This is a genomic window from Burkholderia sp. AU15512, from assembly GCF_002223325.1.
Lineage (GTDB): Bacteria > Pseudomonadota > Gammaproteobacteria > Burkholderiales > Burkholderiaceae > Burkholderia.
In genome coordinates this window covers 1-22,094 of record NZ_NKEX01000003.1, presented here as the reverse complement: position 1 = coordinate 22,094, position 22,094 = coordinate 1, and the positions used below count along the sequence as shown (strand labels likewise).

At 65.7% G+C, this 22,094-nt stretch carries 17 protein-coding genes and 1 rRNA gene; 1 reads left to right on the top strand and 17 read right to left on the bottom strand.

Features of this window, described 5'->3' with window-relative positions:
* Positions 1–2: 2 nt before the first annotated feature.
* The 14 genes from CFB43_RS02600 to coq7 form a co-directional block, all read right to left on the bottom strand.
* A complete protein-coding gene (locus CFB43_RS02600) occupies positions 3–755 on the bottom strand; it encodes a cell division protein FtsQ/DivIB (protein WP_011350842.1) in 753 nt (250 codons plus the stop codon).
* Positions 756–774: 19 nt separating this feature from the next.
* Complete coding sequence (locus tag CFB43_RS02595) at positions 775–1,716, bottom strand: D-alanine--D-alanine ligase (RefSeq protein WP_089494046.1); 942 nt, start codon at positions 1,714–1,716, stop codon at positions 775–777.
* A 1-nt stretch (position 1,717) separates the two neighbouring features.
* The gene (murC, locus tag CFB43_RS02590) at positions 1,718–3,115 is read right to left on the bottom strand and encodes a UDP-N-acetylmuramate--L-alanine ligase (protein ID WP_089494045.1); all 1,398 of its coding nucleotides are present in this window, start codon (positions 3,113–3,115) and stop codon (positions 1,718–1,720) included.
* A gap of 94 nt (positions 3,116–3,209) precedes the next feature.
* Positions 3,210–4,313: an undecaprenyldiphospho-muramoylpentapeptide beta-N-acetylglucosaminyltransferase gene (gene murG, locus CFB43_RS02585; RefSeq protein ID WP_089494044.1), complete on the bottom strand. Its 1,104-nt coding sequence runs from the start codon at positions 4,311–4,313 to the stop codon at positions 3,210–3,212.
* 121 nt (positions 4,314–4,434) lie between these two features.
* Positions 4,435–5,718, bottom strand: coding sequence for a putative lipid II flippase FtsW (gene ftsW / locus CFB43_RS02580; RefSeq protein WP_089439163.1), 1,284 nt, complete (start codon positions 5,716–5,718; stop codon positions 4,435–4,437).
* Positions 5,715–7,229 (bottom strand): UDP-N-acetylmuramoyl-L-alanine--D-glutamate ligase, encoded by a 1,515-nt coding sequence (murD, locus tag CFB43_RS02575; protein WP_089494043.1) that lies wholly within the window; start codon positions 7,227–7,229, stop codon positions 5,715–5,717. The genes ftsW and murD overlap by 4 nt, the downstream gene beginning before the upstream one ends.
* A gap of 28 nt (positions 7,230–7,257) precedes the next feature.
* Positions 7,258–8,427 carry a phospho-N-acetylmuramoyl-pentapeptide-transferase gene (mraY, locus tag CFB43_RS02570; protein ID WP_006477019.1) on the bottom strand — a complete coding sequence of 390 codons (1,170 nt, stop codon included), beginning with the start codon at positions 8,425–8,427 and terminating at the stop codon, positions 7,258–7,260.
* A gap of 16 nt (positions 8,428–8,443) precedes the next feature.
* On the bottom strand, positions 8,444–9,850 hold the full coding sequence (locus CFB43_RS02565; protein WP_089494042.1) for a UDP-N-acetylmuramoyl-tripeptide--D-alanyl-D-alanine ligase: 1,407 nt from the start codon (positions 9,848–9,850) through the stop codon (positions 8,444–8,446).
* A complete protein-coding gene (locus CFB43_RS02560) occupies positions 9,847–11,385 on the bottom strand; it encodes a UDP-N-acetylmuramoyl-L-alanyl-D-glutamate--2,6-diaminopimelate ligase (protein WP_089494041.1) in 1,539 nt (512 codons plus the stop codon). The genes CFB43_RS02565 and CFB43_RS02560 overlap by 4 nt, the downstream gene beginning before the upstream one ends.
* Positions 11,382–13,229: a peptidoglycan D,D-transpeptidase FtsI family protein gene (locus tag CFB43_RS02555; RefSeq protein WP_089494040.1), complete on the bottom strand. Its 1,848-nt coding sequence runs from the start codon at positions 13,227–13,229 to the stop codon at positions 11,382–11,384. The genes CFB43_RS02560 and CFB43_RS02555 overlap by 4 nt, the downstream gene beginning before the upstream one ends.
* A complete protein-coding gene (gene ftsL, locus CFB43_RS02550; protein ID WP_069255674.1) occupies positions 13,226–13,567 on the bottom strand; it encodes a cell division protein FtsL in 342 nt (113 codons plus the stop codon). The genes CFB43_RS02555 and ftsL overlap by 4 nt, the downstream gene beginning before the upstream one ends.
* A complete protein-coding gene (gene rsmH, locus CFB43_RS02545; RefSeq protein WP_089494039.1) occupies positions 13,564–14,505 on the bottom strand; it encodes a 16S rRNA (cytosine(1402)-N(4))-methyltransferase RsmH in 942 nt (313 codons plus the stop codon). Before rsmH ends, ftsL begins: the two co-directional genes overlap by 4 nt.
* Before the next feature lie 23 nt (positions 14,506–14,528).
* On the bottom strand, positions 14,529–14,957 hold the full coding sequence (gene mraZ / locus CFB43_RS02540; RefSeq protein ID WP_006487094.1) for a division/cell wall cluster transcriptional repressor MraZ: 429 nt from the start codon (positions 14,955–14,957) through the stop codon (positions 14,529–14,531).
* 386 nt (positions 14,958–15,343) lie between these two features.
* Positions 15,344–15,970, bottom strand: coding sequence for a 2-polyprenyl-3-methyl-6-methoxy-1,4-benzoquinone monooxygenase (coq7, locus tag CFB43_RS02535; protein ID WP_089424416.1), 627 nt, complete (start codon positions 15,968–15,970; stop codon positions 15,344–15,346).
* 277 nt (positions 15,971–16,247) lie between these two features.
* On the opposite strand from coq7, the gene CFB43_RS02530 reads away from it, so the two are divergent.
* Entirely contained in the window at positions 16,248–17,399 is a 1,152-nt protein-coding gene (locus CFB43_RS02530) for a porin (RefSeq protein WP_089494038.1), read from the top strand.
* 271 nt (positions 17,400–17,670) lie between these two features.
* Here CFB43_RS02530 and CFB43_RS02520 read toward each other — a convergent pair whose 3' ends face one another.
* The 3 genes from CFB43_RS02520 to rrf all read right to left on the bottom strand — a co-directional run.
* On the bottom strand, positions 17,671–19,344 hold the full coding sequence (locus CFB43_RS02520) for a long-chain fatty acid--CoA ligase (protein WP_089494036.1): 1,674 nt from the start codon (positions 19,342–19,344) through the stop codon (positions 17,671–17,673).
* A gap of 136 nt (positions 19,345–19,480) precedes the next feature.
* Positions 19,481–21,556 carry a molybdopterin-containing oxidoreductase family protein gene (locus tag CFB43_RS02515; RefSeq protein WP_089494035.1) on the bottom strand — a complete coding sequence of 692 codons (2,076 nt, stop codon included), beginning with the start codon at positions 21,554–21,556 and terminating at the stop codon, positions 19,481–19,483.
* A 437-nt stretch (positions 21,557–21,993) separates the two neighbouring features.
* Positions 21,994–22,094 (bottom strand): 5S ribosomal RNA (gene rrf, locus CFB43_RS02510); the annotation flags it as partial.

Sequence of the window (22,094 nt, the reverse complement as noted above, 5' to 3'; positions counted from 1 at the left end):
CGTTACTTCTTGCGCTTGTCGGTATCGGTCAGGAACCGCATGCCTGCCGCGCGAATCGCGAATCCGTTCGGATAGCGCAGGTCCGCGTACTCGATGTCGTTGCCCCAGCGTTCCGTGACGGCCGGCCATGCGGCGACCAGGCGCTGGCTCCGGTCATGCAGCGACTCGCTGTTGCGTTCCTTGCCCAGCTCGACCTGCATGCCGTTCGACAGCTTCACCGTCCACGCGTACCGCGCCGACAGCGTCACTTCTTCCGGCGCCGCCTTCAGCGGCGCAAACCATTTCCCGAAGTCGCGATACCGCGTGACGACTTCCTTCGCACTGCCCTCCGGGCCGTCGAACGCCGGCAGTTCCTGCTCCAGCTCGCCCTGGTTCGCGGTGAACAGCTCGCCATCGACGCTCACGAGCTGGTCGCTGCCCCAGGTCCCGAGCGGTTTGTACTCCTCGAGCGTGACAGCCAGCGCATTCGGCCACACCCGGCGCACGCTCGCATGGCGCACCCAGGGCATCTGCTCGAACGCGGCGCGTGCGGCGTCGAGATCGACCGTGAAGAAATTGCCCTTCAGCCGGCCGACCACGCCCGCGCGCACCGTCGGTGAATTAATGTGCTCGGTGTCGCCGTCGATCCGGATTTCCCGCAGCGCGAACGTCGGGCGCTGGATCAGCCAGTAGCAACCGGCCGCCGCCAACACGAGCAGCAGCAGCGCATACAGCGCGCTGGCGGCAAGGTTGAGTTGGCGAACGTTGTTCCACATACGTCGTTCCGTTCCTGCGTCAGTCGTTGAGCGTGAGCGACAGCACCTTCACGACCAGCTCCGAATAGCTGATGCCGACCGCGCGCGCGGCCTTCGGCGGCAGCGAGTGGTCGGTCATGCCCGGCGCGGTGTTCACTTCCAGGAAGTACGCGTTGCCGTCGGCGTCGAGCATGAAATCCGCGCGACCCCAGTCGGTGCAGCCGAGCACGTCGAACGCCCGGCGCGCGACGCGCTTGAGCTCCGCTTCCTTGTCGGCGGGCAGCCCGCACGGAATCAGGTATTGCGTGTCGTCGGCGACGTACTTCGCGTGATAGTCGTAGAACTCGCCGGCCGGTACGATCTTGATCACCGGCAGGTCGAGATCGCCGGCGATGCAGGCGGTGTACTCGCCGCCGCCCTCGATGCTCTTCTCGACGATCACGATCGGGTCATGCTTGGCGGCTTCCACGAGCGCGGCCGGCAGCGCGTCGGCCGTCTTCACCTTCAGCACCGCCACGCTCGAGCCCTCGCTCGCCGGCTTCACGAACAGCGGCAGGCCGAGCTTCGCGACGATGTCCGTCGCGCGCGCCGCGAGGTCGTCGCCGCGCAGCACCGTCTCGAACGGCGGCGTCGGCACGCCCGTCTGCTGCCACACGAGCTTCGTGCGGAACTTGTCGAGGCCGAGCGCCGACCCGAGCACGCCGCTGCCCGTGTAGCGAATGCCGTAGAAATCGAGCGCGCCCTGGATCTGGCCGTTCTCACCGTAGCCGCCGTGGAGTGCGTTGAACGCGCGCACGAAGCCTTCATCCTTCAGCGCCGCCAGCGGACGCTCGGCCGGGTCAAACGGGTGCGCGTCGATGCCCGCGTCGCGCAGGCCCTGCAGCACGAGCTTGCCCGACGTGAGCGACACCTCGCGCTCCGAGGACTCGCCGCCGAACAACACCGCCACCTTGCCGAAACGTTTCGGATCAATCCCGCTCATGTCATGCCTTCTGTTGAGTGTGCTGCGCAACCTTCGCCGGCACGCCGCCGATCGAACCCGCGCCCATCGTGATCACCACGTCGCCGTTCTGCGCGACCTTCGCCAATGCGTCCGGCACGTCGTCGACCGTCGCGACGAACACCGGGTCAACCTTCCCCACCGCGCGCAGCGCACGCGACAGCGCGTCGCCATTGGCGGTCGAGATCGCCGCCTCGCCCGCCGCGTAGACTTCGGTCAGCACCAGCGCGTCGACCGTCGACAGCACGTTGACGAAATCGTCGAAGCAGTCGCGGGTGCGCGTGTAACGGTGCGGCTGGAACGCCAGCACGAGGCGGCGCCCCGGGAACGCGCCGCGCGCGGCCGCGATCGTCGCGGCCATCTCGACCGGGTGATGGCCGTAGTCGTCGATCAGCGTGTACTGGCCGCCGTCCGCGGTCGGCACCTCGCCGTAACGCTGGAAGCGCCGGCCGACGCCGTTGAATTCCGCCAGCGCCAGCTGGATCGCGTCGTCCGACACGCCAAGATCGGTCGCGATCGCGATCGCCGCGAGCGCGTTCTGCACGTTGTGCAGGCCCGGCATGTTCAGCACGACCGCGAGCGGCGCGCGCCCTTCGCGGATCACCGTGAAATGCATGCGGCCGTCGCGTGCATCGATGTCTTCGGCGCGCACCTGCGCGTCCGGCGACAGCCCGTAGCGCACGACCGGCTTCGAAATGAACGGGATGATCTGCCGCACGTTCGGATCGTCGACGCACACGACCGCGCTGCCGTAGAACGGCAGGCGCTGCGTGAATTCGATGAACGCCTGCTTGAGCCGCGCGAAATCGTGGCCGTAGGTGTCCATGTGGTCGGCGTCGATGTTCGTGATGACTTCGATCACCGGATACAGGTTCAGGAACGACGCGTCCGACTCGTCGGCCTCGGCGACGATGAAGTCGCCCGTGCCGAGCCGCGCGTTCGCGCCGGCGCTGATCAGGCGCCCGCCGATCACGAAGGTTGGATCGAGCCCGCCCGCCGCGAGCACGCTCGCGACGAGGCTCGTCGTCGTGGTCTTGCCGTGGGTGCCGGCGATCGCGATGCCCTGCTTCAGGCGCATCAGCTCCGCCAGCATCACCGCACGCTGCACGATCGGCACGCGCTTCGCGCGCGCGGCCAGCACTTCCGGGTTGTCCGAACGCACGGCCGTCGACACGACGACCGCGTTCGCGCCCTCGATGTTCGCCGCGTCGTGGCCGATCGCGATCCGCGCGCCGAGCGCCTGGAGACGATCGGTCACCGCGTTGCGTGACAGGTCCGAGCCGCTGACCTCGTAACCGAGGTTGACGAGCACTTCGGCGATGCCGCTCATGCCCGCGCCGCCGATCCCGACGAAATGAATGTGTTTGACGATGTGTTTCATGTCAGCCTCCGCCGGGCCGCCCCAAATCCCGATGGACAGGCTTTATGGGGGGGCTGCGCCCCCCCAAGCGAACGAAGTGAGCGTCGGGGTTGTTTCATTTAAGTGGTTCCAGGTTCGCGCCGGCCGCCTTCGCGCACACGCGCGCGACTTCGTCGGTGGCCTCGGGCTTCGCCAGCGAGCGCGAACGTTCCGCCATGTCCGCGAGCGATGCCCGCGACTGGCCGCGCAGCCAGTCGGCAAGCAATTCCGCCGACAGGTCGCGTTGTTGCACCAGCACGGCCGCGCCCGCATCGGCAAGGAACGCGGCGTTGCTCGTCTGGTGATCGTCGACCGCGTACGGGAACGGCACGAACAGCGCCGCCACGCCCACCGCCGCGATCTCCGACACCGTCATCGCCCCTGACCGGCAGATCACGAGATCCGCCGCCGCATACGCGGCCGCCATGTCGTCGATGAAGGGCACGAGCCGCACGTCCTCGCCGGCCGCGAAACCGGCCGCTTCGTAATTCGCCTTCAATGCTTCGATGTGCTTCGCGCCGGCCTGGTGCACGATGCGCGGGCGTCCGCCCGGCGCCAGCATCGCCAGCGCGCGCGGCACGACTTCATTCAGCGCGGCCGCCCCGAGGCTGCCGCCGACGACCAGCACGTTCAGCGGGCCGCTGCGCGATGCATAGCGTGCTTTGGGCGCTTGCGTGCCGGCAAGTTCCGCGCGAATCGGGTTACCCGTCCATTCCGCGTGCGGCAGCGCGCCGGGGAACGCGACGAGCACGCGCTTCGCGAATTTCGCGAGCACCTTGTTCGTCAGGCCCGCGATCGAATTCTGTTCATGCAGCACGAGCGGACGGCCCGACAGCGCGGTCATCACGCCCGCCGGGAACGTGATGTAGCCGCCCATCCCGAGCACGACGTCGGGCCGCACGCGGCGCAGCGCGGCGAGGCTTTGCCCGCATGCGCGCAGCAGGTTGAACGGCAGCGTCAACTTGGTCTTCAAACCCTTGCCGCGCAGCCCGCCGAACCGCACGTACTCCATCGGAATGCCGTGCTTCGGCACGAGCGTCGCTTCCATCCCGGCCGGATTGCCGAGCCACACGACGCGCCAGCCCGCCGCTTCCATCCGGTGCGCGACCGCGAGCCCCGGGAACACGTGGCCGCCGGTGCCGCCTGCCATCACCATCAGCGTGCGTTGCGACGCGGTCATACCTTCCCTCCCCGCATCAGCAAGAATGAACGAATGTTTTGGCTACGGCCGCTTCGCTTAACTTCGCGCGCTCCGCGCACGAAGTTAGCCTTCACCGAAATCGCGTACTGACGCGGGGAGGTCATACCTTCCCTCCCCGCATCAGTACGCGATTTTCATAGTCCACCCGCAGCAGCACCGCGAGCGCGACGCAGTTCAGCAAAATGCCCGAGCCGCCGTAGCTCACGAGCGGCAGCGTCAGGCCCTTGGTCGGCAGCAGCCCGAGGTTCACGCCCATGTTGATGAAGGTCTGCGCGCCGAACCAGATACCGATACCCTTCGCCATCAGGCCCGCGAACGTGCGATCGAGCGCGAGCGCCTGGCGGCCGATCTCGAACGCGCGGCGCACGATCCAGTAAAACAGCAGGATCACGACCAGCACGCCGACGAAACCGAGCTCCTCGCCGATCACCGCGAGGATGAAGTCGGTATGCGCTTCCGGCAGGTAGTTCAGCTTCTCGACGCTGCCGCCGAGGCCGACGCCGAACCACTCGCCGCGGCCGAACGCGATCAGCGAATGCGTGAGCTGGTACGCCTTGCCCTGCGCGTAGCGCTCGTCCCACGGATCGAGGTACGCGAAGATCCGCTCGCGACGCCACGGCGACAGCCACACCAGCATCGTGAAGGTGCCGATCGCGGTCGCGACGAGGCCGCCGAACAACTTGCCGTTCACACCGCCGAGGAACAGCACACCCATCGCGATCGCCGCGACCACCATGAACGCGCCCATGTCCGGCTCGAGGAGCAGCAGCGCACCGACCAAGCCGACCGCGAACGCCATCGGCAGGAAGCCCTTGGCGAAGCTCTGCATGTATTCCTGCTTGCGCACCGTGTAGTTCGCCGCGTAGATCGTCACCGCGAGCTTCATGATTTCCGACGGCTGCATGTTCGTGATGCCGAGCGGAATCCAGCGGCGCGCACCGTTCACACCCTTGCCGACGTGCGGGATCAGCACGATCACGAGGCCGACGAGCGCGATCAGGAAGAGTTGCGGCGCGTATTTGTCCCACGTCGACACCGGCACGCGGAACGCGACCACCGCCGCGACGAACGCGACGGCGAGCGAGATGCAGTGGCGCATCAGGAACGCGTAGTCGTGATACGACGCGTATTTCGGCGAATCGGGCATCGCGATCGACGCCGAATACACCATCACGACGCCGAGCCCGAGCAGCGCGATCGCGACCCACAGCAGCGAGTAGTCGAAGTCGAGCATCCGCGAACGGCTCGGGCGCACGCCGTTGACGACGCTCGCGAGGCCGCCCGTCGCGGCGCGCGTGGCCGACGCGACGCGGCCGCCCGCGGCATTGCCGCCGGTGTCGCGACGATCGTTGAAACGGGAGACGAGGCGATCGGACCAGCTCATGGCGTCGCTCCTTTGTCGATGGCGATTTCGTCGACCGCCGCGCGGAACACATCCGCGCGATGGGCGTAGTTCCTGAACATGTCGAGGCTCGCGCAGGCAGGCGACAGCAGCACCGCATCGCCGGGCTCCGCGAGGTCGGCTGCCGCGTGCACCGCACCTTCGAGCGTCGTGTGGTCGGCGAGCGGCACGCCTGTTTCGGCGAGCGTGTCGCGGATCGCCGGTGCGTCGCGGCCGATCAGCATCACCGCACGGCACCAGCGCGCGACCGGCGCAACCAGCGGTGCGAAATCCTGCCCCTTGCCGTCGCCGCCCGCGATCAGCACGATCTTCTGCGCCAGCCCGTCGAGTGCGGCAACCGTCGCGCCGACGTTCGTGCCCTTGCTGTCGTCGACGTAGTCCACGTCGTCGATCGTCGCGATCACTTCGACGCGATGCGGTTCGCCGCGGTACTCGCGCAGCGCGTGCAGCAGCGGCGCGGCCGGCAGGTCGATCGCGCGTGCGAGCGCGAATGCGGCCAGTGCGTTCGCCGCGTTGTGCAGCCCGCGGATGCGCAGCGCGTCGGCCGGCATCAGGCGCTTCTGCGCGATGTCGGGCGTATGCGCAGCATCGCGCTTGCGCCGGCGGGTCGTCGTCGCGGTTTCATCCGGGGCGTCGCGATCGACCGCTTCGACCAGCCACGCGATACCGTTATCGCGCGACAGCCCGTAGTCGCCGTCCTGCACCGGTTCGCTCAGGCCGAACGTGACCGTGCGCGGCGCGTCGGCCGCGCCGGCTGCCGGGGCGAACCTCATCACCGTCGCATCGTCGCGGTTCAGCACGCGCGTGGTCGTCGCGCCGAAGATCCGGCCCTTTGCCTGCGCGTACGCGTCGAAGCTGCCGTGCCAGTCGAGGTGGTCCTGCGTGATGTTGAGGATCGCGGCCGCATCGGGCGCGAACGTGCGCGCGGTCTCGAGCTGGAAGCTCGAAAGTTCGAGCACCCACACGTCGGGCAGCGCGGTCTCGTCGATCGCACTGGCGAGCCGGTCGAGCATCGCAGGACTGATATTGCCTGCGACGGCGACCTTCTTGCCCGAGCGCTGGCACAGCAGGCCGGTGAGGCTCGTCGTCGTGGTCTTGCCGTTGGTGCCCGTGATCGCGAGCACCTTCGGCTGGTAGCCGCTCGTGCCGAGCGCACGCAGTGCCTGCGCGAAGAATTCCAGCTCGCCCCACACCGCGACGCCCTGTTCGTTCGCGGCCGCGACCAGCGACGCGAGTGCCGGTTCGAGCGGCGACAGCCCGGGGCTCAGCCCGACGAGCTCGACGCCGCCGTCGAGCAGCGCAGGCGTGAATGCCCCGCCGACGAATTCCGCATCGATGCCTTCGGCCTGCAGCGCGGCAAGGTTCGGCGGCGCCTCGCGGGTATCGGCAATACGCAGCCGGCACCCGTGCCTCGCGCACCATCGCGCGATCGCGAGACCCGATTCCCCGAGCCCCAGTACGAGCACCATCGGCCGTTGCCGATCTCCAAACATCTCGCCAGACATCCTTGTTACCTTTCCTTTACCGCAGCTTGAGGGTGGTCAGACCGAACAGGCACAGCATCAGTGTGATGATCCAGAAACGCACGACCACCTGCGTCTCCTTCCAGCCGGACAATTCGAAATGGTGATGCAGCGGCGCCATCTTCAGCAGGCGCCGCCCTTCGCCGTAGCGCTTCTTCGTGTACTTGAACCACGAAACCTGCAGCATCACCGACAGCGTTTCCGCGACGAAGATGCCGCCCATGATGAACAGCACGATTTCCTGGCGTACGATCACCGCGACCGTGCCGAGCGCGCCGCCGAGCGCCAGCGCGCCGACGTCACCCATGAACACCTGCGCGGGGTGCGTGTTGTACCAGAGGAACGCGAGCCCTGCCCCTCCCATCGCCGAACAGAAGATCAGCAATTCGCCCGCGCCCGGAATGTGCGGGAACAGCAGGTATTTTGAATAGACCGCGCTGCCCATCACGTACGCGAACACACCCAGCGACGCACCGACCAGCACGACCGGCATGATCACGAGGCCGTCGAGGCCGTCGGTCAGGTTCACCGCGTTGCTCGCGCCGACGATCACGAAGTACGTCAGCACGATGAAGCCCCACACGCCGAGCGGGTAGCTGATCGACTTCAGGAACGGCAGCATCAGGTCGGCACGTGCCGGCAGCCCCATCGACAGGCCGCTCCTCACCCATGCCATGAACAGGTCGAACACGCGCACGTTGTTCGCCTCGGACACGCTGAAGGCGAGGTAGACGGCCGCGAACAGCCCGATCACCGATTGCCAGAAATACTTCTCGCGCGACGACATCCCGCGCGGGTCCTTGTGGACGACCTTGCGGTAATCGTCGACCCAGCCGATCACGCCGAAACCGAACGTCACGAGCATCACGATCCAGATGAAACGGTTCGTCAGGTCGCCCCACAGCAGCGTCGCGACCGCGATGCCGATCAGGATCAGCACGCCGCCCATCGTCGGCGTGCCGGACTTGACCAGGTGCGTCTGCGGGCCGTCCTTGCGCACGGCCTGACCGACCTTCATTTGCGTCAGCTTGCGGATCACCCACGGTCCGCACACGAGCCCGATCCCGAGCGCGGTGATGGTGGCCATCACCGCACGGAACGTGAGGTACGTGAACAAGCGCAAAAAGCTTGCGTCTCCTTGCAGCCATTGCGCCAGCGCCAGCAGCATGCTTCCTTCCTTCTACTCAGTGTGCAGCGGGCGTCGTGCCCGCCGCGGGTTGGTTCGTCAGCGCGTCGACCACGCGCTCCATCTTCATGTACCGCGAGCCCTTCACGAGCAGCGTCGCCTGCGCGCCGTAACCCGCCCCGAGCAATGCGCCGACCAGCGCGCCGACGTCGCCGAAATGGCGGGCCGTGTCGCCGTACGCGGTGCAGGCATCGCGCGACGCGTCGCCGAGCGCGAACAGCGCGTCGATTCCGCGCTCGCGCGCGTAGGCACCGACCTCGCGATGGAAGGCCGGGCCTTCGTCGCCGACCTCGCCCATGTCGCCGATCACCAGCACGCGCGGCGCCGGTTGCGCGGCGAGCACGTCGATCGCGGCACGCATCGAATCGGGATTCGCGTTGTACGTATCGTCGACGACCGTTGCGCCCGCGAGGCTGCCTGCGATCGCCTGTTTCACCTGCAGCCGGCCCTTGACCGGTTCGAACGATTCGAGGCCCTGCTTGATCGCCGACAGCGCGACGCCGGCGCCCAGCGCCGCGGCCGTAGCGGCCAGCGCGTTGCGCGCGTTGTGCTCGCCGAGCGCACGCAGCCGCACCGTGACGGCGCCCGCGGGCGTGTCGATCGCGAGTTCGCCGCCGTGCAGGCGGCCCGTGACCTGCGCGTCGCTTTGCCGTTCGGCATCGTGCAGCGCGAAATCGAGGATCCGGTTGCCGGTTGCCGCAACGCGCCAGATGCCCGCGTATGCGTCATCGGCCGGGAACACCGCGATGCCGTCCGGCGGCAGCGCGTGAATCACGGCCGCGTGCTCGAGTGCGACGGCTTCGACCGTCGCCATGAACTCCTGGTGCTCGCGCTGCGCGTTGTTGACGAGCGCGACCGTCGGGGCGGTAAGGCGCGCAAGGACCTCCGTCTCGCCCGGGTGATTCATCCCGATCTCGATCACCGCGAGACGATGCGCGGCCGACAGGCGCAGCAGCGTCAGCGGCAGGCCGACATCGTTGTTCAGGTTGCCGGCCGTCGCGAGCCGCGCATCGGCGCCGACCGCCGCCGCGAAGATCGACGCGATCATTTCCTTGACGGTCGTCTTGCCGTTGCTGCCCGTCACCGCGACGAGCGGCAGTGCGAATCGTTGGCGCCAGCCATGCGCAAGCGCGCCGAGCGCAGCACGCGTTTCACCACCTTCGATCACCGGCATCGTGACGCCCGCCGGCACGTGCGCGACCAGCGCCGCGGCAGCCCCGCGCGCGGCGACATCGCCGAGGAAGTCGTGCGCATCGAAGCGCTCGCCTTTCAATGCAACGAACAGGTCGCCGGGGCCGGCCGTGCGGCTGTCCGTCGACACGCGGTCGAACGTGACGCCCGCGTCGCCGTGAACAGTTGCGCCGGGGATCAGGCGAGCGGCTTCGCCGAGACTGAGCATCGTCATTCGGCGCCTCCCTTGCCGTGCGTCGCGCGTGCTGCCAGCGCGAGCCGCGCGTGATCCTGGTCGGAGAACGTGCGCTTCTTGCCCATGATTTCCTGCGTGGCCTCGTGGCCCTTGCCGGCCAGCACGACGACATCCTCGCGTGCTGCGCCGCGCACGGCCTGCAGGATCGCGCTCGCGCGATCCTCGATACGGCGTGCGTGATCGGGCGCGGTCATGCCTGCGACGATCTGGTCGATGATGCGCTGCGGATCCTCGCTGCGCGGGTTGTCGCTCGTGACGACGGTTTCATCGGCGAGCCGCTCCGCGATCGCGCCCATCAGCGGGCGCTTCGTCGCATCGCGATCGCCGCCGCAGCCGAACATGCAGACGAGCCGCCCGCCGCGTGCCGTAGCGATCGGGCGCAGCGCGTCGAGCGTCTTTTCGAGCGCGTCGGGCGTGTGTGCGTAGTCGATCACGACCAGCGGTTCGTCGTTCTGCAGCCGGCCGCCGAGCCGCTGCATCCGGCCGTTGACGGACTCGAGCCGTGCGATCTCGGCGAGCACCGCGTCGAACGGCACATCGGCCGCGAGCAGCGAACCGAGCACCGCGAGCAGGTTGCTGACGTTGAACGTGCCGAGCGTGCCGACCTCGACGTCCGCGTCGCCCCACGACGAACGCAGGCGGAACGCCGTGCCGGTCGCGGTGGCGCGCACGTCGAGCGCGACCAGTTCGCGATCGGCGTCCGGCACCGGTGCATCGCCGATCCCGTACGCGATCGTACGCACGCGACCGGCCAGTTTCTCGAGCAGGCGCCGACCTGCTGCGTCGTCGCGGTTGACGACCGCCGCGCGCAAGCCCCGCCATGCGAACAGCTTCGCCTTCGCGGCTTCGTACGCGTCGAACGTGCCGTGATAGTCGAGGTGATCCTGCGTGAGGTTCGTAAACACCGCGATGTCGAAAGCCGTACCGTTCACGCGCCCCTGGTGCAGCGCGTGCGACGACACCTCCATCGCCACGGCCTTCGCGCCCGCGTCGCACAATTGCGCCAGGCTGCGCTGCAGTTGCGGTGCGTCGGGGGTCGTGAAACCGGTCGGCACCAGCTGGCCGGGCATCCCGGTGCCAAGCGTGCCGATCACCGCGCACGGCTGGTGCAGCGCCGTCAGCGCGGTGGCAATCCACTGCGTGCACGAGGTCTTGCCGTTCGTGCCGGTCACCCCCACCGCGAGCAGGTTGTCGCTCGGATCGCCGTACCAGCCGCTGGCGATCTCGCCGGCGAGCTGGTCGAGCGCCGGCACGGCCAGTGCGACAGGCACCGCCGGCGCAGCGGCCAGCCCTTCCGGCTGATACAGCACGGCGGCCGCACCGCGCGCGACGGCTTCGGCAATGAATGCGCGGTTGTCGGCCCCGTCGACTGCATACGCAAAAAACACGTCGCCCGCCTCGAGGCTGCGCGTGTCGGCATGCAGTTGCGCTGCGGGGGCCACATGCTGACGCAGCCACGCAAGCGCGGCTGCGATCTGCTGATGCGCCGGATGGGAACTGCGAGCGGCGCTCATCGAACAACTCCTGGTGAATTACGCGTCGTGCTGGACACGATCATATGCTTCGCACCGCCACCCGCGGGCAGCTTTTGCGGCCCCGTCGCAGAAGGTGCTGCCGGCGAATCGTCAGACACGACGAGCTGCTTGATCGGCATGTTCGGCGGCACGTTCAGCGCACGCATCGTGTCGCCGGCGATCGCCGAGAATACGGGGCCGGACACCTGGCCGCCGAAGTGGCTGCCGGCGGTCGGCTCGTCGACCGATACCGCGACGACGATGCGCGGATTCGGCATCGGCGCCATCCCGACGAACGACGCGCGGTACTTGCGCGTGTAGCCGTGCCCTTCATGCTTGTACGCGGTACCGCTCTTGCCGCCGACGCGATAGCCCGGCACGGCCGCATCCGGCGACGTGCCGCCCGGCGCCACCACCGTCTCGAGCATCGCGCGCACTTCGCGCGCGGTGGTCGGGTTGAACACCTGCGTGCCGACGACCGGCTGGTTGGGGTCGGTCTTGAAAATGGTCACGGGCATCAGTTCGCCGTCATGCGCGATCGCCGTGTAGGCGCGCGCGAGCTGGAACAGCGACACCGACAGGCCGTAGCCGTACGACATCGTCGCCTGCTCGATGCGGCGCCAGCTCTTCCACGGACGCAGGCGGCCGGCCACTGCACCCGGGAACCCGACCTTCGGCGCCTGGCCGAGGCCGATGCTCGTATACATATTCCACATTTCCTCGGGCCGCATCGTCATCGCGATCTTCGTCGCGCCGATGTTGCTCGACTTCTGGATCACGCCGCCGACCGTCAACGTGCCGAAACCCGCGTCGTCGGTGATCGGCGCGCCATCGAGCACGAAATGCCCGTTGCCCGTCTCGACGAGCGTGTTCGGCGTCACGCGGTGCAGGTCGAGCGCGAGCGACACCGTAAACGGCTTCATGATCGAGCCGGGCTCGAACACGTCGGTCATGATCCGGTTGCGCAACTGCTCGCCCGTCATACGCGAGCGGTCGTTCGGGTTGTACGTCGGGTAGTTGACGAGCGCGAGCACCTCGCCGGTGCGCACGTCGACGACCATCGCCGCGCCGGCCTTCGCCTTGAACTTCTCGACGGCGGCCTTCAGGTTCGCGTACGCGATGTACTGGATCTTGCTGTCGATCGACAGGTCGACGTCGGTGCCGTTGTGCGGCGGGATCTGCTCGGCGACGTCCTCGACGATGTGCCCCATCCGGTCCTTGATCACGCGACGCATGCCAGACGTACCGGACAGCATCTTCTGGTCACCCAGCTCGACGCCCTCCTGCCCTTCGTCCTCGACGTTCGTGAAGCCGATCAGGTGAGCGGTGATCTCGCCTTCAGGATAGAAGCGCTTGTATTCGTTGCGCTGATAGATGCCGGGAATGTCGAGCGCGGCGACCTTGTCCGCGACGTCGATCGGCACCTGGCGCTTGACGTAGACGAAACCCTTGTCTTCCGACAGCTTCACGCGCAGTTCCTTCGACGTCATGCCGAGGAGCTTGCCGAGCTGGTTGACCTTGTCGGCATCGAGATCGTCCGGCACCGCGTCGGGAATCGCCCAGATCGCGCGCACGGGCAGGCTCGTCGCGAGCACGAGCCCGTTACGGTCGAGAATCTTGCCGCGCGTCGCCGGCAGATCGATCGTGCGCTGGTAGCGGCTTTCGCCCTGCTTCCGATAGAACGCGTTGCCGGGCCCCTGGATCCAGAACGCGCGCGCGGCCAGCGCGACGAACGCCATGAACAGCAGGAACACGACGAGCTTCGAGCGCCACATCGGCAGATGCACGCCCAGCACGGGGCTCGACGAGAACTTCACGTTCTGGCGCTTCTGGGACGGCTTCATCGCGCGCCTCCCTTGCCCTTGCCGACCGTGTCCGCCGAAGCCGGGATCGGCGCATCGATCGCCTTCGCGGCGCCGGGCGGCAGCGTCAGGTATTGCGTGCGGCCGGTCGTGATCGGCTGCATCTTCAGCGAATCGTTCGCGAGCTGCTCGATGCGCGACGTCTTCGACAGCGCGCTCTGCTGATATTGAAGCTGCGCGTAGTCCTGCTGGAGCTGACGCTCCTGCGACTGCGCACGCTGCAGCTGGATGAAGATCTGGCGCTGCTGGTTCGTCGAATTGACGACCGATAGCGCGCAACCCATCACGATGATCAGCAGGAAGATGTTGAAGCGGCTCATGGCGTGACGCGCTCCGCAATGCGCATCACGGCGGAGCGGGCGCGCGGATTCGCAGCGACTTCCGCTTCACTCGGAAACTGGCGGCTGATGATCTTGAGCGGCGGGCTCGGGAGGTCGACGGCGCGGATCGGCAGGCGACGATCGACCGCAGGCGCACTCGCGTGCGCCTGCATGAATCGCTTGACGATCCGGTCCTCGAGTGAATGAAAGCTGATGACCACCAGCCGCCCCCCTTGCTCCAGCAACGACAATGCCGCGTCTAGTACGACTTGCAGGTCCGCAAGCTCTTGATTGACGTGAATCCGTATAGCCTGAAAGGTGCGGGTTGCCGGATCCTTGCCCTTCTCACGGGTTTTGACGACGTGACCCACGATTTGGGCAAGCTCGCCCGTGGTGTCGAGAGGCCCAAGACGGTCGGACTCTGCCCGGCGAGCAACAAGCGCCTTTGCAATCTGAAAAGCAAACCGTTCTTCCCCATAATCCCGTATCACCTCCGTCAATTCCTGCACCGAAGCCCGTGCGAGCCATTCCGCCGCCGACTCGCCGCGCGTCGGATCCATCCGCATGTCCAGCGGACCATCGGCGCGGAAGCTGAAGCCGCGCGCCGGATCGTCCACCTGCGGCGAGGACACGCCCAGGTCGAGCAACACCCCCGACACCTTCTCGACGCCGCGCGCCGCAAGCGCGTCACGCATCGATGCAAAGCTGTCATGCACGATCGAGAAGCGCGCATCCTCGATACCCTGCGCCGTCTCGATCGCCCTCGGATCCTTGTCGAACGCGATCAGCCGCCCGCCCGGCGCCAGCCGCGCGAGCACCGCGCGGCTATGGCCGCCGCGCCCGAACGTACCGTCGACATAAACGCCATCCGGTCGCGTCACGAGCGATTCGACCGCTTCGTCCAACAACACGGTCCGATGCTGCAATTCGTTTCCCATCGCGGGCGTCTCCGTCACCGCAATCAGAACGTGAAATTCTTCAGCGCGTCGGGCATGCCCTGCGCCATCGCTGCCTGCTCCTTCGCGTTGTAGGTTTGCGAATCCCACAGCTCGAAGTGACTACCCATTCCCAACAACATGACTTCCTTTTCCAGTCCGGCTGCCATGCGCAGCTCGGGCGATACGAGAATCCGGCCCGCGCTGTCGAGATCGACATCCATCGCATTGCCGAGAAAAATGCGCCGCCACCAGTGCGCGTCCATCGGCAGCGCGGCGATCTTGGCGCGGAATACCTCCCATTCGGGGCGCGGAAACAGCAACAGGCAGCCGTCCGGGTGCTTGGTCACAGTCACCCGTCCTTCTGCCTGTCCTTGCAGCGCTTCGCGATAGCGAGCCGGCACCGACATCCGCCCTTTCGCATCGAGCGTCAGCGCCGACGCCCCTTGGAACACTTTCCGCTCTCCCGTTCAGGGCACCGAAGCACCCGCTACATGCTGAGAATTTAGCCGGAATAGCCCGCCAAATCACACAAAAATACACTTTCTCACACTGTCTCCCACTTTAGAGGAAGGGTGTGGCACGGTCAAGGGAGCGGCCCGCTTTTTTGACGAATTTTGTTAGTTAGAACAAGGACTTACGCGCACATGCTCATGCGCCCCCTCATTCCAAAAACCGTTATAAATGAATGAGCTAGTGCAACTTGTGAAGGTGATACGTGAGAAAGACAGGCCAGACGGGTGTGCGGACGGGGCTTTCGGGGGCGGGAAAACGAGGAATAAACGGGCGGTATCAGCGGCGGGGAACCGGGGCGACGTCACGCATCGCCCCGGTGGGAATCTCACAGATAGTACGCAGTGCTCGTCATGACTTTCGACGCGGCGCGCATCAGCATCCGCGCGGGCAGCGGCAGCTCGATCCCGCCTGCGTCGGCCGCGGCCTTGCCGTGCTTCACCTCGTCGATACGCATCTGGTCGACGATCGCGCGCGACGCGGTATCGGCCGCCGGCAACTCGGACATGTGGCCTTCGAGATGGCTCTCGACCTGCCGTTCGGTCTCGGCCATGAAGCCGAGGCTGACCTTGTCGCCGAGCGCGCCGGCCGCCACGCCGATTGCGAGCGAACCCGCATACCAGAGCGGGTTCAGCAGGCTCGGGCGCGAGTCGAGTTCTTTCAGGCGATGCGCGGTCCACGCGAGGTGATCCTCCTCCTCGCGTGCGGCCTCCTCGAACATCGCCTTCGCCGACGCCGTGCGCGCGGTGAGTTTCTGCGCCTGGTACAGCGCCTGCGCGCAGACCTCGCCGACGTGGTTCACGCGCATCAGCCCGGCGGCATGCGTACGCTCCGCAGGCGTCAGCTCGACGGCCGGCGCCTCCGCCGGCGCGGGCACCGGCCGGCTCATCCGGCTAATGCCGGTCAGCGATCGCAGGCCGCGATCGAATTCGCTGATCAGTTCATCCAACACCATCCTGTTCTCCTGGCTGCAGGTGCTGCCGCGAGCGGCAAGGGCACGAGTCCGCTGCGTAACCGACTTGATTATTCAGCGGAAATTGCGGTTAACCCGTGATTTTAACCATTGTTGCATAAAGGAAACATGGCGACCTTGAGCTGCGGCATTTCGCTTTGTGGCAAAAAACGGTTTTGCTACATTACGTGCGACTTCTTGCGAAGTTGATGGGGCCCGTCAACAGAACATAACTATCCGCCCCGCCAGAAAAAATTCAGTGAATTTTGGAGATCCGTTAATGAAAAAGTCGCTTCTCGCGCTCGTCGCGCTGGGCGCGTTTGCTGGCGCTGCCCATGCGCAAAGCAGCGTGACGCTTTACGGCATCATCGATGAAGGCCTGCTCTTCAACAACAACGCGGGCGGCAAGCACCTGTACAGCATGGCCAGCGGCGTGATGCAAGGCAGCCGCTTCGGCCTGCGCGGCACCGAAGACCTCGGTGGCGGCCTGAAGGCGATCTTCACCCTCGAAAACGGTTTCGACGTGAACAGCGGCAAGCTCGGTCAGGGCGGCCTGATGTTCGGTCGTCAGGCTTACGTCGGCCTGTCGAGCCAGTACGGTACGGTCACGCTGGGTCGTCAATACGACTCCGTCGTCGACTTCGTCGGCCCGCTCGAGGCAGGCGACCAATGGGGTGGCTACATCGCTGCTCACCCGGGTGACCTCGACAACTTCAACAACGCGTATCGCGTGAACAACGCAGTCAAGTTCACGAGCCAGACCTACGGCGGCTTCTCGTTCGGCGGCTTGTACAGCTTCGGCGGTCAGGCAGGCCAGTTCTCGAAGAACCAGGTCTGGTCGCTCGGCGCAGGCTACAACAACGGCCCGCTGGTCTTGGGCGTCGGCTACTTGAACGCACGCACGCCGAACCAGTTCGGCGGCATGTTCAACAACGGCTCGGCGTCTTCGTCGGTCTCGTCGCCGATCTACGGCGCGTACGCGAACAACGCGAACACGTACCAGGTCATCGGTGCCGGCGGCGCCTACACGTTCGGCGCAGCGACGATCGGTGCAACGTACTCGAACACGAAGTTCAAGGGCTTCTCGGCAGGCCCGTTCGTGAACCAGTCCGCGACGTTCAACAACGGCGAACTCAACTTCAAGTATCAGCTGACCCCGGCGTTGATTCTCGGCGCAGCGTACGACTACACGCAAGGCAGCAAGATCAACGGCAGCTCGGCAGCCAAGTACCACCAGGGCTCGCTGGGTGTCGACTACTTCCTGTCGAAGCGCACCGACGTCTACGCGATCGGCGTGTACCAGCACGCATCGGGCAACGTGCTCGACGCGAACGGCAACGTGATCCAGGCAACCGCAGCGATCAACGGTCTCGCAGGTTCGAGCACCAGCAACCAGGTCGCAGCACGCGTCGGTATCCGTCACAAGTTCTAATCAGCTTGCCTGACAAGCCGCAGCATATTGAAGGCGCCTTCGGGCGCCTTTTTCTTTTCCGGTCGGTGCAGCCGCGAAGCCGGAGCGCAGCGAATCGTATCGACTACGATGCGCTCGTCGAGGAGGCACCGTGCCGTCCTTGCCGCGTCGTAGCGCATTACCGCCGTATCGAACACCTCCCCCAGAAGCCGCCTCGCGCGGAAACAGCCTCTTCCGGTCGCAAACAAAAAACCCGGCACAGGCCGGGCTTTTTCGTTCCGATCGGCCGCCGTTACGCGCGTCCGTCACGCAGTTCGCGCCGCAGGATCTTGCCGACGTTCGTTTTCGGCAGCTCCGTACGGAACTCGACCAGCTTCGGCCGCTTGTAGCCGGTGAGCCGCTCCTTGCAGTAAGCGAGGATGTCCTTGTCGGTGAGCGCCGGATCCTTCTTCACGACGAACAGCTTCACGGCTTCGCCGGAATGTTCGTCGGGTACCCCGACGGCCGCCACCTCGAACACGCCCGGATGCGACGCCACCACGTCCTCGACTTCGTTCGGGTACACGTTGAAGCCCGACACGAGGATCATGTCCTTCTTCCGGTCGACGATCTTCACGTAACCTCGCGCGTCCATCACGCCGACGTCGCCCGTCTTGAAGAAGCCGTCCGCGAACATGACCTTCGCGGTCTCGTCCGGCCGGTTCCAGTAACCGGCCATCACCTGCGGGCCGCGGATGCAGATCTCGCCCGGTTCGCCGAGCGCGACGTCGTTGCCCGCGTCGTCGCGAATCGCCACCTCGGTCGACGGCAGCGGCAAGCCGATCGTCCCGCTGTACTCGGTCGCCGTCACGGGGTTGCAGGTCGCCACCGGCGACGTTTCAGACAGCCCGTAACCTTCGATAATCGCGGTATGGGTCTTTTCATACCAGCGTTTCGCGACACCTTCCTGGATCGCCATGCCGCCGCCGTTGGCGATCACGAGCTTCGACAGGTCGAGCTGATTGAATTCCGGGTGGTTCAGCAGTGCGTTGTACAGCGTGTTGACCGCCGGGATCGTCGAGATCTGGTAGCCCTTCAGCTCCTTGATCATGCCGGCGATGTCGCGCGGATTCGGGATCAGGATGCCCATGCCACCGGTACGCATCGTCAGGAAGCCGCAGACGGTCAGCGCGAACACGTGATACAGCGGCAGCGCGACAACGGTCACGAACTGTTTCACGTCCGGGAACTTCTCGTGAGCCGGATGATGCCAGGCGCCCGCCTGCAGCACGTTCGACACGATGTTCCGGTGCAGCAGCGTCGCCCCCTTCGCCACGCCGGTCGTACCGCCCGTGTATTGCAGGAACGCGACGTCATCGGGGCCGATCTTCTGCGCCTTGAATGCCTGGCGCGCACCTTCCGACAGCGCGGCCTTGAAGCGCGTGAACGACGGCAGCTGCCAGGCAGGCACCATCTTTTTCACGTTGCGCACGACGTAGTTGACGAGCCATCCCTTGATGCCCAGCAGATCGCCCATCGAAGCGACGACAACGTGCTTGACGCTCGTATTCGCGATGACGGCCTGCAGCGTCGATGCAAAATTCTCGAGGATGACGATCGCCTCCGCACCGCTGTCTTTCAGTTGATGCTCGAGCTCGCGCGGCGTATAGAGCGGGTTGACGTTGACGACGGTGTAGCCCGCGCGCAGTACCGCGGCGATCGCCACGGGGTATTGCAGCACGTTCGGCATCATGATCGCGACGCGCGCCCCGCGCGCAAGCCCGCGCGATTGCAGCCATGCGCCGAACTGGCGCGACAGCTTGTCGAGTTCGCCGTACGTGATGCCCTTGCCCATGCAGACGAATGCCGTGCGGTCGCGATACTGCCGGAAGCTTTCGTCGAGCAGGTCGGGAACAGAGGGATAAGGAGACGCGTCAATTTCGGCTGGAACGCCGGGTGGGTACGATTTCAGCCAAATTTTGTCCATACCGCGCGTCTCCTCACTGATTTTCGAATGGTCGTGCTAAAACGCATCGTAACGGCTCGCTCGTTCCGAGACAACAGGGTTAGATGTCCACTTCGAACTTCCATGGAAATTCGTCTGATCATACGGGGATATCCGATCAAATGCGCTCAACTTCCACAAGGCAGTCGTAGAACGTCGCCGAATTGCCGAGATCGGTGAGTGCCTGGCTCGTCACTTCGTTCGCGTTCCTGCCGTCCGGCGACAGCTTCTTCCACCAGATCGACAGCCCGACGACGAGCCCCGCGCGGGCGCGATCGGTAACTCTCGCGAGCGCCTGCATCGATCCGCGGTCGTTGAAGATGCGAACGACGTCACCTTCCGCGATCCCGCGCGCGTCGGCGTCAGACGGGTGGATGTCGAGATGCGGCTCGCCTTCGGTATGACGCAGGCTGTCGACGTTCACGAACGTACTGTTCAGGAAGTGGCGAGCCGGCGGCGAGATCATCGCGAGCGGATAGCGCGCGGCGAGCTCGGGCGCGGCCTCGGCCGACTCGAATGGCGGCAGGTAGTCGGGCACGGGATCCGCGCCCATCTGCTCGAGTCGGGGGCTGTAGAACTCACACTTGCCGGACGGCGTGCGGAAACCACCGTTCGCGAACGGCGCCTCCGGCAGCTTGAGCTTCAACCAGCCATCGCGCTTGAGCGTGTCCCAATCGCTATCGAGCACCGGATCGTCCCAGCGGAGCGCCGCGCGCGCGACCTCTTCGTCGCTGTGATAAAGCGCCGGCTCGTCGAGCCCCATGCTGCGCGCGATGCCACGAAAGATCTCCGTATTCGGCCGTGTCTCTCCCACCGGAGGAATCGACGGCAGGTTCGCCATCACGTAGGTGTGGCCGTACGATTTGTGGATGTCCAGATGCTCGAGCTGGGTGGTGGCCGGCAACACAATATCGGCGAAATCGACGGTATCTGTCTTGAAATGCTCGAGAACAACTGTGAACAGATCATCACGCGCAAACCCTGCCGCGACCTTCGATGAATCCGGCGCGACCGCCACCGGATTCGAGTTGTATACGATCACCGCTTCGACCTTCGGCCCGAAGGTGGCATCGCCCGGATGCAGTAGCGCGTCGCCGATTGCGTTCATGTTGATGATGCGCGGCAGTTTGTGCGGCCAGCCCGGCATCAAATCCGGGCGAAGCAGCGCAGCCTGGTTGACCGGCGCGGATTCCGACGACGAGAGCAACAGCCCGCCGGCGCGGTCCCGCCAGGCGCCCGTCAGCGCTGGCAGGCTTGCGATCGCGCGTACGGCGTTGCCACCGCCGCGAACGCGCTGCATGCCGTAGTTGAGGCGGATCGATGCCTTGCGGGTGGCACCGTAACGACGTGCAAGGTCGATCAGCTCCGACGCGTCGATCCCGCAGATCTGCGTAACGCGTTCCGGCGGATAGGACATCGCCCGCTCCTTGAGCGCGTCGAAGCCGAGCGTATGGCTTGCGATGTAATCGTGATCGAGCAGGTCTTCGGTCATCAGCACGTGCATCATGCCGAGTGCGAACGCGCCGTCGGTACCAGGCTTCAACGCGATGTGCTGATGACACTTCTCGGCTGTCAGCGAACGATACGGATCGATGGCGACAAGACGTGCGCCTCGGCGCTTCGCTTCCTGCGCGCGCGTCCAGAAGTGCAGGCTCGACGCGATCGGGTTTGCTCCCCAAATCAGAATCAGCTCGCTTTCCTCGAAATGCTCGAGGTGCATGCCGAGACTGCCGCCATAGGTGTAACGTAACCCCGCTGCACCGGCCGCCGCGCAGATCGTGCGTTCGAGCCGCGAGGCGCCGAGCTTGTGGAAGAATCGCTGGGCGATGCCCTCCCCCTGCACGAGCCCCATCGTCCCTGCGTAGCTGTACGGCATGATCGCTTCCGGCGCGCGCGCCGCGATTTCACCGAGACGACGGCCGATCTCATCGAACGCCTCGTCCCAGCTGATGGGTACGAAATGCCCTTCCCCTTTGGCGCCGACGCGCTTGAGCGGGACGGTGAGGCGGTCGGGGTGATGAACGCGATCGGCGTATCGACTGACTTTCGTACACAACACGCCTTGTGTCGGCGGATGGTCGGGATCGCCCGTGACCTTGATCGCCTTGCCGTTTTCGACGGTCACACGCATTGCGCACGTGTCCGGACAATCATGCGGGCAAACGGCCCTAGCTACCTGAATGGCGGCGTTCATCGTTTTGTGTGCAGAGATGGGGATTCGCAAATTTTACGTGGACACGCCGAATAAAGCGTTCATTCCGTGCGGTTTCTGAGGTATTTGGCCGGAACGCGATGGGGGAGTCGATCCAGTTTCGGTGGTCCGGTGCGTCGTCCCGGCGTATTTGCATGGCGACCCGACGCTCGTTGTCGACTTTGGCAAGCTAATCACCTACGAGTGTGCTGCCCGAGGTGCGGGAGAGAGAAATTGCAGCTTTGATCGGAGATAGCAGCAATAGGCCAAGGGATCGCGGATGATACTGGCTGATTGGCGTGCCGGGAGCGGCGAGCGCTTCTACTTGGGACAGGCGATGGGGAAACTCCAGCCAGGCTACCACTCCGCTCCCCTATGCATTTCCGCCGCGCCAATGCAAAAACCCCCGCCTTGTCGGGCGGGGGTTTCTGGCTTAGGGAGCCTGACGATTACCTACTTTCACACGGGAATCCGCACTATCATCGGCGTAGAGTCGTTTCACGGTCCTGTTCGGGATGGGAAGGGGTGGGACCGACTCGCT